This is a genomic window from Streptomyces sp. NPDC127092, assembly GCF_042722475.1.
GTDB lineage: Bacteria > Actinomycetota > Actinomycetes > Streptomycetales > Streptomycetaceae > Streptomyces.
In genome coordinates this window covers 63,870-75,176 of sequence record NZ_JBHXFE010000002.1, presented here as the reverse complement: position 1 = coordinate 75,176, position 11,307 = coordinate 63,870, and the positions used below count along the sequence as shown (strand labels likewise).

Annotated in this window: 11 protein-coding genes; 4 read left to right on the top strand and 7 right to left on the bottom strand. The window is 71.9% G+C overall.

Translation table 11 applies throughout. The annotated features are described in order from the left end of the window. Positions 1-59: 59 nt before the first annotated feature. Positions 60-725 (top strand): MSMEG_1061 family FMN-dependent PPOX-type flavoprotein, encoded by a 666-nt coding sequence (locus ACFWJO_RS01960; RefSeq protein WP_386862890.1) that lies wholly within the window; start codon positions 60-62, stop codon positions 723-725. A gap of 82 nt (positions 726-807) precedes the next feature. Here ACFWJO_RS01960 and ACFWJO_RS01955 read toward each other — a convergent pair whose 3' ends face one another. The 3 genes from ACFWJO_RS01955 to ACFWJO_RS01945 all read right to left on the bottom strand — a co-directional run bounded on the left by ACFWJO_RS01955 (position 808) and on the right by ACFWJO_RS01945 (position 3,506). Further along, complete coding sequence (locus tag ACFWJO_RS01955; protein ID WP_386862889.1) at positions 808-1,194, bottom strand: VOC family protein; 387 nt, start codon at positions 1,192-1,194, stop codon at positions 808-810. Positions 1,195-1,305: 111 nt separating this feature from the next. Continuing rightward, positions 1,306-2,577 (bottom strand): MFS transporter, encoded by a 1,272-nt coding sequence (locus tag ACFWJO_RS01950; RefSeq protein WP_386862888.1) that lies wholly within the window; start codon positions 2,575-2,577, stop codon positions 1,306-1,308. Positions 2,578-2,630: 53 nt separating this feature from the next. Then, positions 2,631-3,506 (bottom strand): alpha/beta fold hydrolase, encoded by an 876-nt coding sequence (locus ACFWJO_RS01945; protein ID WP_386862887.1) that lies wholly within the window; start codon positions 3,504-3,506, stop codon positions 2,631-2,633. A gap of 191 nt (positions 3,507-3,697) precedes the next feature. On the opposite strand from ACFWJO_RS01945, the gene ACFWJO_RS01940 reads away from it, so the two are divergent. Beyond that, positions 3,698-4,804: an alpha/beta fold hydrolase gene (locus ACFWJO_RS01940; protein WP_386862886.1), complete on the top strand. Its 1,107-nt coding sequence runs from the start codon at positions 3,698-3,700 to the stop codon at positions 4,802-4,804. Positions 4,805-4,907: 103 nt separating this feature from the next. Next, a complete protein-coding gene (locus ACFWJO_RS01935; RefSeq protein ID WP_386862885.1) occupies positions 4,908-5,102 on the top strand; it encodes a hypothetical protein in 195 nt (64 codons plus the stop codon). A gap of 55 nt (positions 5,103-5,157) precedes the next feature. Here the strand turns inward: ACFWJO_RS01935 and ACFWJO_RS01930 are convergent, their stop codons facing one another. Both ACFWJO_RS01930 and ACFWJO_RS01925 read right to left on the bottom strand, forming a co-directional pair. Further along, on the bottom strand, positions 5,158-5,721 hold the full coding sequence (locus ACFWJO_RS01930) for a CGNR zinc finger domain-containing protein (RefSeq protein WP_386862884.1): 564 nt from the start codon (positions 5,719-5,721) through the stop codon (positions 5,158-5,160). A gap of 108 nt (positions 5,722-5,829) precedes the next feature. Further along, the gene (locus tag ACFWJO_RS01925) at positions 5,830-7,464 is read right to left on the bottom strand and encodes an ABC-F family ATP-binding cassette domain-containing protein (protein WP_386862883.1); all 1,635 of its coding nucleotides are present in this window, start codon (positions 7,462-7,464) and stop codon (positions 5,830-5,832) included. A gap of 350 nt (positions 7,465-7,814) precedes the next feature. Between ACFWJO_RS01925 and ACFWJO_RS01920 the strand changes: the two genes are divergently transcribed. Further along, positions 7,815-9,404, top strand: a complete 1,590-nt coding sequence (locus ACFWJO_RS01920; protein WP_386862882.1) for a DUF6351 family protein — start codon at positions 7,815-7,817, stop codon at positions 9,402-9,404. Positions 9,405-9,470: 66 nt separating this feature from the next. Here the strand turns inward: ACFWJO_RS01920 and ACFWJO_RS01915 are convergent, their stop codons facing one another. Beyond that, positions 9,471-10,631, bottom strand: a complete 1,161-nt coding sequence (locus tag ACFWJO_RS01915) for a GTP-binding protein (RefSeq protein ID WP_386862881.1) — start codon at positions 10,629-10,631, stop codon at positions 9,471-9,473. Between the two features lie 6 nt (positions 10,632-10,637). Continuing rightward, positions 10,638-10,808, bottom strand: a complete 171-nt coding sequence (rpmF, locus tag ACFWJO_RS01910; RefSeq protein ID WP_386862880.1) for a 50S ribosomal protein L32 — start codon at positions 10,806-10,808, stop codon at positions 10,638-10,640. Between the last annotated feature and the right edge of the window lie 499 nt (positions 10,809-11,307).

Here is an 11,307-nt window from a genome sequence, read left to right as displayed (position 1 = left end):
GTCCTGCGCGGAGCCCCGGCCGTTCCCCCAAGATCCACCATCGGCTAGGTTGCCGGTACGTGACGACCACGTCGCGGCCGACCAGCCGCATATTCGAAGCCCTGCAGTCCGAAGCCGTACGCGACACGGCCCGCCTGCGCGAGATCTACGAGCAGCCCAGCGACCTGGCGTCGCGCAAGGCGGTGGACCGCCTGCACGACGTCGCCCGCGCCTTCGTCGCCCGCTCCTCGCTCCTGTTCATCGCCAGCACCGGCGCCGACGGAAGCTGCGACGTGACCCCGCGCGGCGGTCCGGCCGGCTTCGTCTCCGTACTGGACGAATTCACCCTGGCCATCCCGGACGCCACCGGAAACCGGCGCCTCGACAGCATCCGCAACATCATCGAGACGGGCCAGGCCGGCCTGATCTTCCTCGTCCCCGGCCAGGGATCCACGCTCCGCGTGAACGGCCGGGCATGCGTCTCCACCGACCCCCGTCTGCTGGAGCAGCTCACGCCGGTCGGCAAGCCCCCGCGCAGCGCGATCGTGGTCGAGGCGACGGACGTCTACCAGCACTGCCCGAAGGCCTTCCTGCGAGGCAGCGCCTGGAAGCCCGAGGAATGGCTCCCCGCCGACGCCGTCCCGAGCTCCGCCGCCATCACCCTCGCGCACCTGGACATCCCGGGTCTGACGCTGGAGCAGGTCCGCGAGCACGAGAGGGAATCCCTGCTGTACCGCTACGAATGACATCGCTACGAAAGGTCCGGGCACCCCTCACCCGCCCTGCGGCGGGCCGGTGTTCTGCGTCTCGGCGGTCGGCGGTCGGCGGTCACCAGGACCGCTTCTGGGTGACACCGATGACGTAGCCGTTCGGGTCGGTGAAGTAGAAGAGCTTCTGGCCCTCGTGCTCCACGACGTCCTTCTGGACGGTGACCAGGGGCCGGATGCGTTCGACGTAGGAGTCGAAGTCGTCCACGGCCAGGTAGAACATGCCGAACGCGCCGACCGGCGTGTCATTCAGCACAGGCAGCCAGCGGCGCAGGTGCTCGTCACGGTAGACCATGAGGGCGAACTCGCCGTCGAAGAGCAGGATGCGCAGGTCGTCGTCCGGGTCGTCGCCGGCGGGGAGGGCGGTGAAGCCGAGCTTCTCGTAGAAGTCGACGGTCGTCTGGGTGTCGGAGACTCCCAGGCACGGGGCGATGGCGGGAGGCTGCATGGTGACTCCTGAGGGGAACGCGAACGGACGGGGCGGAGCTCCGCAGGGGCGCACGGCCCGCCTGCGGAGGCTCTAGCGGAAGCATGGCCTCCATATAGGACGGAGGGTGTCCTATACGGAGTGACCCGCAGAGCTTTCACACGAGTGACGGCCGATGTCCGTACGGCGGGTTCGCTCGCCCCATGCGGCCACCGGGGGGCCCGCGGCCCCCAGTGCCGCGAAGAACACGCCGAGCAGCAGCCAGCCCGCGTGCCCGAGGCCGAGGACCGCGGTGGTGAGGATCACCGGGGACAGGGCCTGTCCGGCGTCGAAGCCGATGCCGAGGAAGCCCTGGTACTGCCCCTGAGCGTGGTCCGGGGCGAGACCGAAACCGAGCGCGAAGCCGGCCGAGGACTCCCATACCTCTCCGAGGCTGTGCACGCAGACCGCGAGGACGGCGAGCCCGGGCGCGACCCAGGCCGGAACGTCCGCCGTCAGGGCCATCAGGGGGCAGCTGACGAGGAAGAGCAGCCCGGCGACGCGGAACGCCCGGCCGCCCTGGCGCGGTGTCTCCACCCGGGAGCCGATCCTGCTCTGCAGCAGCACGCACACCCCGCTGTTGACCGCGTAGACCGCCGCCACGGTCCAGCGGGGCGCGTCGGTGTGGGCGGAGAGCCAGATCGGCAGCAGCAGGGAGACGGTCTGGTACTGCAGACCCATGGCTCCGTAGAGCGCGACGAAGGACACGTACGGCCGGTCGGTCAGCACGGACCAGCTGCGGTGCTCGGCGGGCCGGGGCAGGGGCCGGTAGTCCGGCACGCCGATCAGGGCGATCAGGCCCGCGCCGGCGAAGCTCGCGGCGTTGGCGAGGATGAGCGCGGTGTACGCCGAGCGGGTGTCGACGGCGATGGCGAAGGCGGCGCCGACGGTGCCCAGGACCACGCCGAGGTTGACGAACGTGCGGAGCTTCGCCCTGAACGCGGCCGGGCGTTCGCCGCCGGCGCGGGCGATGAGCGCACCGCCCGCGGCGCCGCTCGCCGCTGCCGCCAGCCGGTCCAGGGTGGCGATGAGCGTGAACGTGGCCCAGCTGTGGATGAAGACGAACGCGGCCATCGTCGCGGCCTGCAGCGCGAGGGACGTCAGCCAGACCGTGCGAGGTCCGAACCGGTCGGCCAGGTTCCCCGCCGGGATACCGGCCAGCAGCCCGGTCAGGCCGGCGATCGTGAGGCCGACTCCGACCTGCGCGGCGGGCAGGTGCACGACCAGCGTGAAGTAGAGCACCGCGGCGGTGTTGAACAGCCCGTTGCCCACCCGGCTGACGAAGCTCGCGACGATGAGAGCGCGCTGCGGACCGTCCGGCGACAACGAGTGGGATATGCGCCGTATGGATCCCTCCTCGATCATGCCGAGCAGGCTAGCAACGCCGCTTCCCGCCCTCGGAGCGCTCGGTGCCCCGGTCAGCCGGCGGTGGTGCGGGCGGCGCGCTCGATGACGTCGGCGACGAGGCGGGGGTGGGAGACGGCGACGGAGTGGGAGGCCGCCACCTCGGTGGTGCGGGCATGGGCGCGCCTGGCCATGAAGCGCTGGGAGGCGGCGGGGATGTTGAGGTCCTGGGTGGTGACGACGGCCCAGGAGGGCTTGGTCTTCCAGGCTGCGCCGGTGGTCTTCTCCTCCAGCGCCGCCTGGGCGATGGGGCGTTGCGCCGCGGCCATCAGTGCCGCCTGGCCGGCGGGGACGTCGGCGGCGAACTGGTGCCGGAACGCGTCCTGTCGGATGTAGAGGTCGGTGGCGGTGGTCCCGTCGGCCTGCCGGTAGGTGACCGGGTCGAGGGCGTCGGGAAGGGTGGAGCCGGGGTACCTGCCGGTGAGCTCCAGGGCCGTCTCCCCGGGCGCCGGGAGGAACGCGGCCACGTAGACGAGGCCCTTGACCTGCGGGTCGTCGGTGGCGGCCTGGCTGATGACACTGCCGCCGTAGGAGTGGCCGACCAGGATCTTGGGGCCCTTCACGTGGTCGAGGACGGTGCGCAGGGCGGCGGCGTCGGCGGCGGGGCCGCGCAGCGGGTTGGCGGCGGCGACGACCGGGTAGCCGTCGGCGCGCAGTTCGGCGACGACGCCGTTCCAGCTGGAGCCGTCGGCGAAGGCGCCGTGCTCCAGGACGATGGTCGGCTTGACGTGTCCGCCGGCGTGCGGGGCCGATCCATCGAGGTTCCGGGTCGCTCCGTCGGCGGTGCCGGCGAGGGCGAGGGCGGCGAGCGCGAGTCCTGCCGTGGCCGTGGCGATCGTGCCCGTCGCGCGCCGCTTGCGGCCACCGTTGATGTTTCCCGTGGTTCCCATGACGTCCTGACGTCCCTTCCGGTGTGGCGGTTTCTGACGGGACGTAAAGTGGCATGCCGATGCGTCACCGGTCAAGGTGGTGATGAAGATGCGTCACCGGTTTGACAGGTGACGCTGTGGGGTGCGAAGGTCGTCGTGCCATCAGCCGGCTACGGGCCGGTCACCGGAAGCGCGTCACGGAGGGGTCAGTCATGATCAACAGGCGTACGTTCGGCAGGGCCGTCGGCCTGGGAACCGGCGCGGCCGCGGTCTCGCTGGCCGGCCTGCAGTCCACTGCGGCCGGCCTGCAGGCCGAAACGTCCGCCGCGGCGGGCGCTTCGGGCGTGGCCGGAGCCTCCGGTGCGGGACGTGCGGGACGCCTGTCCGGCGTGAGCGGCGCCTCCGGCGGCCACACCGCTTTTCCCGCCCTCAAGCAGGTCAGGGCGGGTGTCCTCGACGTCGGTTACGCCGAGGCCGGCCCGGCGCACGGTCCGGTCGTCCTGTGCCTGCACGGCTGGCCGTACGACATCCACAGTTACGTCGACGTCGCCCCGCTCCTCGCCGACCTCGGGTACCGCGTGATCGTTCCGTATCTGCGGGGCCACGGCAGCACGCGGTTCCTGTCCCGCCGTACGCCCCGCACCGCCGAGCAGTCCGCCGTCGCGCTCGACGTCATCGCCCTGATGGACGCCCTCGCGATCGACAAGGCGGTGCTCGCCGGCTTCGACTGGGGCTCACGGACCGCCGATGTCATCGCGGCCCTGTGGCCCGAGCGGGTCAAGGCGCTCGTCTCGACCGGCGGATACCTCATCACCGACCGCGAGGCGCAGCGGATGCCCGCGGCCCCCGCCGTCGAGCGCAACTGGTGGTACCAGTGGTACTTCGCCACCGAGCGCGGCAAGCGGGCGATGGAGGACGTCGACGAGCGCATCGCCCTGTGCCGCTACGTGTGGACCCTCGTCTCGCCCGGCTGGGACTTCGACGAGGCCACCTTCCGGCGCACCGCCGAGGCGTTCAGGAACCCCGACTACGCCGCCGTCGTGCTCCACAACTACCGCTGGCGCATCGGCCTGGTCGAGGGCGACCGACGCTACGCCCGTTACGAGGAGCGGCTCGCCGCCCGGCCGCCCGTCGGGGTGCCCACCATCACCCTCGACCCGGCCCTCGATCCCTTCACCGCGCCCGGCGACGGCGCCGGCTACCGCCACCACTTCACCGGCCCGTACGAGCACCGCACCATCGCGGGCGTCGGCCACAACCTGCCGCAGGAGGCGCCGGCCGTCTTCGCGCGGGCGGTCGCCGACGCCGACCGCCTCTGACCACCAGACGTCCGCGCGTCACCACCTTGACAGGTGACGAGCGGTCCGCCCGTCGGAGGGACGCCGACGGGGCGGAAGGACACCGATGACGAGGAGTACGGGCATGGACCAGGAACGCATGACCGATTCGGCCGCGGCGGCGGCGCGGCACGCACGGTACGGCAGGCTCCCCGAGCGCGTCCGCGCCGAGGACATGACCGAGGAGGTGGCGGGCGCGCCCGGCGGGACCGCCGCCTCGTACGACCCCGAGGGCTCGTGGAAGTTCTTCTCCTGCCTCGCCCTCGACCTGGGACTGTAGGCGACCGGCGGTCAGCCGCCGGTCCCGCCCCGCGGCGTCGGTTCCGCCGGCCGGGTCACTTCCCGGCCGCGGCCGGCGCCGTCTTCTTGCGCGCGCGATAGGCCGCGGCCTTGATCTTGTTGCCGCAGGACTCCATGCCGCACCACTGCCGTCGCATCCCGCGCGAGCGGTCGATGTAGACGCGCGTGCACTCGGGGTTGCCGCACTCCTTCATGAGCGGGACGTCCGGGCCGCTGAGCAGCTCGACGGCCTGCCGGGCCACGGTGGCCAGGGCCTGCGAGGGCGTCGCGTCGGTGTGCCGGCCCGCCATCGTGAGCTGCGGGGTCGCCGGGGTCCGCCGCGCCGCGGCGTTCAGCACCGCGAGCGCCTGCCGGTCGAAGTCCTCGCCGAGACGGCGGTCGGTCACGAGCCGGTAGACGGCCTCGCGCAGCGTGACCGCCTCCCGGACGTCGTCCTCCGCGCCGGGCGTGATCGTGTCCACGAGCCCGGACTCCAGGTACCAGGCGTTGAGCCGGTCCGGCGACACGAACATCTCGAAGCGGGTCGAACGCCGGGCGCGCAGCGTGGCCGCGAAGTCGAGCGCCGGGTGTCCGCACACGAAGACATGGTCAAGATTCACATCACCATCCTGACAGGTGACCGCTGAGGGGCGCAAGGCTGGCCAGCGCTGCGCCCCTCCACCGCAAGCTGCCGTGGACCGGCGACTCACACTGCCGGGGCCACCGACTCACACCGCCGGGGTCGCCGTCTCCCCGAGCGTTCCGCCGGCCAGCCGCAGCCAGCGGTTCACCCCGATCTCGGCGAGGAACCGCTCGTCGTGACTGACCACGAGGAACGCGCCCCGATAGGAGTCGAGCGCGCTCTCCAGCTGGCCCACGCTGACCAGGTCGAGGTTGTTGGTCGGCTCGTCGAGCAGCAGCAGCTGCGGGGCCGGTTCGGCGCACAGGACGCAGGCCAGGGTGGCGCGCAGCCGTTCGCCGCCGGAGAGCACGCCGACGGGCAGGTGGGCCCGGGAGCCGCGGAACAGGAAGCGCGCGAGCAGGTTCATCCGCTCCGCCTCGGGCCGCCCGGGCGCGAACGCGGCGAAGTTCTCCGCCACCGTGCGGTCCGGGTCCAGCAGGTCCAGCCGCTGGGAGAGATAGGCGATGCGGCCGTCGCCCCGCCTGATCCTCCCGTCCTGCGGGACCAGTTCGCCGGTGATCAGGCGCATCAGAGTGGTCTTGCCCGCGCCGTTGGGGCCGGTCAGGGCGATGCGCTCGGGCCCGCGTACGGAGAGGTCGATCCCGCCCTCCGCGAAGACGTCCCGGCCGTCGTGCCGGACCTGCATCCCCTCGCCGAGGAACAGGTCGCGACCGGCGGGCACCTGGGTGTCGGGCAGTTCCAGGGTGATGCGCTGCTCCTCGCGCAGCGCGCGCCCCGCCTCGTCGAGGCGCGCCTTGGCCTCGCCGACACGGGAAGCGTGCATCTGGCCGGCCCGGCCCGCCGCCTCCTGGGCCCCGCGCTTCATGTTCCCCGCGAAGATGCGTGGCAGCCCGGCGCTCTTGAGGTTGCGGGCCGCGTTGCTCGCACGGCGGTCGGCGCGTTCGCGGGCCTGCTGCAGCTCCCGCTTCTCCCGCTTCAGCTCCTGCTCGGCGTTGCGGACGTTCTTCTCCGCGACCTCCTGCTCGGCGCGCACAGCCTCCTCGTAGGCGGTGAAGTTGCCGCCGTAGAAGCGCAGCCGGGAGCTGGCGAGCTCGGCGATGCCGTCCATGCGGTCGAGCAGGGCGCGGTCGTGGGCGACCAGCAACAGCAGGCCCTTGAAGTCGCCGAGGGCGTCGTACAGCCTGTGCCGGGCGTCCCGGTCGAGGTTGTTGGTCGGTTCGTCGAGCAGGAGCACGTCCGGGCGCCTGAGCAACTGGGCGGCGAGGCCGAGCCGGACGACCTGGCCGCCGCTGAGCGTGCCCAGGCGGCGGTCGAGGGCGAGGCCGGCCAGGCCCAGCCGGTCGAGCTGGGCGCGGGTGCGTTCCTCGACGTCCCAGTCGTCGCCGATGGTGGCGAAGTGCTCCTCGCTCACGTCGCCGGACTCGACGGCGTCCAGGGCGCGGATCACGTCGGCGACGCCGAGCACCTCGGCGACGGTGACGTCACCGGTCAGGGGGAGGGTCTGGGGCAGGTAGCCGAGCGTGCCGCTGACGGACACCGAGCCGGTGGCGGGCCGCAGTTCGCCGGCGATCAGCCTGAGCAGCGTGCTCTTGCCGGAGCCGTTGGGGGCGACCAGACCGGTGCTTCCGGTGGTCAGCGTGAAGGACAGGTCGTGGAAGACCGGTGTGTCGTCGGGCCAGGCGAAGGACAGGTTCGAGCAGACGACGGTGGCGTCGGACATGGAGGAGACCTCGGGAGAGCTGGGGGCGGAGACAGCTCCGCCCCGGGCAGACGTGGGGAAAAGAGGTACGACGAACGGGCCACTCCCGGCGGCGCTTCTTCAGCACGCCCGGCGGCCGTCAGATCCGGATCTCACCCGGAGATGTCGTCGTCACCCACCACGTCTGCGACTCCTCGGTACACGGTCAACGTCGTCGACAGGTTAACAGGACGCCGCGCCGCCCCGCCCGGATTTCCGCGCCGCGCGGCTCGCCCTGTCCACGCTCCGGACGTTGACAGTCCGATCGCGCCCATGCCAGCATCGTCACCAGTTAAACCGGTGACGGTCAAACTTCCTGATGGGGGAACACCTTGCGACGACGACTTCTGGCTGCCCTGGCGACCGGCGTGCCGCTGATCACGGCGGCGGCGTACCTGCCGAACGCGTCCGCGCAGCCGTCCCGCGGCCCCGCCGCCGTGTCCGCCCCGCCCGTCTGTTCCCCGCAGTCCGTCAGGGCTCCGGCCGGCACCACGGTGGAGAGCGTGACGGCGGTACGGCACGAGGCCGGCACCGTGGAGGTGCCCGAGGTCTGGCCGCTGCCCGCCGGCCACGTCGACGGCGTGCCGGCCTTCTGCGACGTGACGGTGATCCTGACCCACCCGGGGGCGGGCGACCACGTCACGGTGCGGACGTGGCTGCCCCTGCAGGGCTGGAACGGACGCCTGCAGACCATCGGCGGCAGCGCCTACGCCGCCGGCGACTACGGCAAGGGCCTGGCGGGCGCGGTCAGGAACGGCTACGCCGCCGCGACCACCGACGCCGGCGTCGGAACGTACCTCGACACCAGCTGGGCCCTGAGCGGTGACGGCCGGGTGAACGAGGCGCTGCTGGAGAACTTCGCCAGCCGCTCCGCACACGAGGCGGCCGTCGTCGCCAAGGAGGTCATCGCCGGCTTCTACGGCAGGCCCGCCTCCTACGCGTACTTCAACGGCTGTTCCACCGGCGGCCGCCAGGGCTACATGGAGGCCCAGCGGCACCCCGACGACTACGACGGCATCCTGGCCAACGCGCCCGCCGTCCACTGGGACGAGTTCGAGGTCGCCACGCTGTGGCCGCAGGTGGTGATGAACCAGGAGAAGAACCACCCGACACCGTGCGAGCTGGGCGCCTTCACGAAGGCCGCCGTCCAGGCCTGCGACCCGCTCGACGGCGCCGAGGACGGTCTGGTCGACGCCCCCGAGCGGTGCCGCTTCGACCCGCGCAGCCTGATCGGCACCAAGGTGCTGTGCGAGGGCCGGGAGCTGACCATCACCGCCGCCGACGCGACCGTGGTGCGCAGGATCTGGGACGGCCCCCGCACCACGTCGGGCCGGAAGCTGTGGCCCGGAGTCCCCGTCGGGGCCGAACTGTCGGCCCTGGCGGGCACCACACCGCCGGATGCCGACGGCAACGTCAAGGGCGCGCCGTTCCCCGTCCCCGCCGCCTGGGTCGCCACGTGGCTCAAGAAGCAGCCGTCCTTCGACGTCTCCACCGTCACCTACGCCCAGTTCCCGCAGCTGTTCCGGCAGTCCCAGGCCGAGTACGACGGCGTCATCGGCACCGACGACCCGGACCTGTCCGCCTTCCGCGACTCCGGCGGCAAGCTGCTGACCTGGCACGGCCAGGCCGACGAGTTCATCCCCACCCAGGGCACCGTGACGTACCGCGAGCAGGTCGAGCGGAAGCTGGGCGGCACCAAGAAGGTCGACGACTTCTACCGTCTCTTCCTCGCCCCGGGCGTGACCCACTGCGGCTTCAACGACGGCAGCGGCGCCACCGTCGACGATCTCGGTGCCCTGGTCGCCTGGGTGGAAGGGGGCCGGGCCCCGCGCACCCTTCCCGTCACCGTCCGCAACGCCTCCGGCGACCAGGTGAGCCGGGACCTGCGCAGCTACCGGCCGGGGACCGGGGCGGCCCGATAGGAAAGGACCGGGCCGGACGGTGCCGTGGCTGCGACCACCGTCCGGCCCGGAGCGCGTGGGCCCGCGTCAGGCCGCGTGTTCGTGCTCGCAGGTGTCGTCGATGCCGTACGTCTCCCAGGCGGGGAAGTCGTCGTCCGCCGGGGCCGGTTCGCCGGGAGCGAGCAGGCAGGCCTCCAGGGCCGCGCGCAGCTCGTCGGCGCGCAGGCCGGTGCCGATGAAGACCAGTTCCTGGCCCTGCGCGGTCTCCGGGCCCCGGGCGCCGGACGGCTCGAAGCGGGCCACGGCGCCGGCCTGTGACCACAGTCCGGTGACCCGGGGCCGGCTGGCGAGCCAGAAGAAGCCCTTCGACCGCAGGATCCGCCCGAAGGCGCCGCCGTCGAGGTCCCGGGTGACGAAGCTCCACAACCGGTGCGGGTGGAAGGGGCGGTCGGCGCGGAAGACCAGGGAGGAGATGCCGTACTCCTCGGTCTCCGGCACGTGGTCGCCGTTCAGCTCCTTCACCCAGCCGGGGGCCTGCTGGGCCCGTTCGACGTCGAACAGGCCGGTGCCCAGGACCTGCTCGAGGGCGACCTGTCCCCGCACGGCCGGGATGACGCGTGCCTCCGGATTGAGCCGGGACAGCGTGGCGCGGAGCCGGCGGGCGGCGTCGGCGTCCACCAGGTCGAGCTTGTTGAGGACGAGGACGTCCGCGAACTCCACCTGGTCCATGAGGAGATCGCTGACCGTGCGCTCGTCGTCCTCGTACTGGTCGAGCCCCCGCGCGACGAGCTCGTCCCCGCCGTCCAGTTCGGCCAGGAAGTTCGCGGCGTCCACGACGGTCACCATCGTGTCCAGGCGGGCCAGGTCGCCGAGGGTGGCGCCGTCGTCGCGCGGGAAGGAGAAGGTGGCGGCCACGGGCATCGGTTCCGAGATGCCGCTGGACTCGATCAGGAGGTGGTCGAAGCGGCCTTCGCGGGCCAGCCGTTCGACCTCCACCAGAAGGTCGTCGCGCAGGGTGCAGCAGATGCACCCGTTGGTCATCTCGACCAGGCGCTCCTCCGTACGGGACAGGGCGGCCTCGCCGCCGCGGACGAGCGCGGCGTCGATGTTGACCTCGCTCATGTCGTTGACGATCACGGCGACCCGCAGGCCCTCGCGATTGCCGAGCACATGGTTGAGCAGGGTGGTCTTCCCCGCCCCGAGGAACCCGGACAGCACGGTCACGGGCAGCCGGTCGTTCGGTGCCATGCGGGCTCAGCCCTCCGGGTGGATGAGGCCGCGCTCGTACGCCTTCACCAGGCGCTGCGGCACCAGGCACACCGAGCCGTCCACGGTCACGGGGACGAGCTGGGCGGTGCTCGCCTTCCACTGGGCGCGGCGGTGACGGGTGTTGCTGCGGGACATCTTCCGCTTGGGAACGGCCATGGGGACCTCCGGTCAGGTGACGAAGCAGGATCGCGGCGGACTCTATATGAAAATGGATGTCATTACGAACGCGCTCTTGCCGGAGGGGCCTGAAGCGGTGCTTGACGCAAGCTTTAATGTCACCCCTCGTGCGGCCTCGTGCTCGTACGGTGAGCGCGGATTCCACGGTTTCCCTTCGTTGGTTGCTATCCGGCCATGGAATGGCCAAGTCCGCCCGGGTGTCGGGTGAACGCGGCCGATGATCGCCCCTTCTTTGCGACTGCAACGGGTTGACATGGCATGCGCACTATGGCTGGCTGGGGACCAGTCATGCGGCGGGACCGCTCGAGAGGGCGCTCCGCCGGGCGTGACGTACGTACCGCCCGGCGCCTTGGGCGCCGGGTCAACGGGGATTGCCACCATGTGGCATGTACGGGGGATTTCTATGTTCACGCGTAGCTGGCCTGGTTCGGCGTCCTCCGGACGACGCCGTATGTAGCGGCCGTCGCGAGCCCTCCCG

What these genes read in the sequence shown, in the direction of transcription:
- ACFWJO_RS01935 (WP_386862885.1), top strand. Translation starts at nt 4,908, where the DNA reads ATGGACCAGGAACGCATGACCGATTCGGCCGCGGCGGCGGCGCGGCAC.
- ACFWJO_RS01945 (WP_386862887.1), bottom strand. Translation starts at nt 3,506, where the DNA reads ATGGGAACCACGGGAAACATCAACGGTGGCCGCAAGCGGCGCGCGACG.
- ACFWJO_RS01940 (WP_386862886.1), top strand. Translation starts at nt 3,698, where the DNA reads ATGATCAACAGGCGTACGTTCGGCAGGGCCGTCGGCCTGGGAACCGGC.
- ACFWJO_RS01915 (WP_386862881.1), bottom strand. Translation starts at nt 10,631, where the DNA reads ATGGCACCGAACGACCGGCTGCCCGTGACCGTGCTGTCCGGGTTCCTC.
- ACFWJO_RS01955 (WP_386862889.1), bottom strand. Translation starts at nt 1,194, where the DNA reads ATGCAGCCTCCCGCCATCGCCCCGTGCCTGGGAGTCTCCGACACCCAG.
- rpmF (WP_386862880.1), bottom strand. Translation starts at nt 10,808, where the DNA reads ATGGCCGTTCCCAAGCGGAAGATGTCCCGCAGCAACACCCGTCACCGC.
- ACFWJO_RS01950 (WP_386862888.1), bottom strand. Translation starts at nt 2,577, where the DNA reads ATGATCGAGGAGGGATCCATACGGCGCATATCCCACTCGTTGTCGCCG.
- ACFWJO_RS01925 (WP_386862883.1), bottom strand. Translation starts at nt 7,464, where the DNA reads ATGTCCGACGCCACCGTCGTCTGCTCGAACCTGTCCTTCGCCTGGCCC.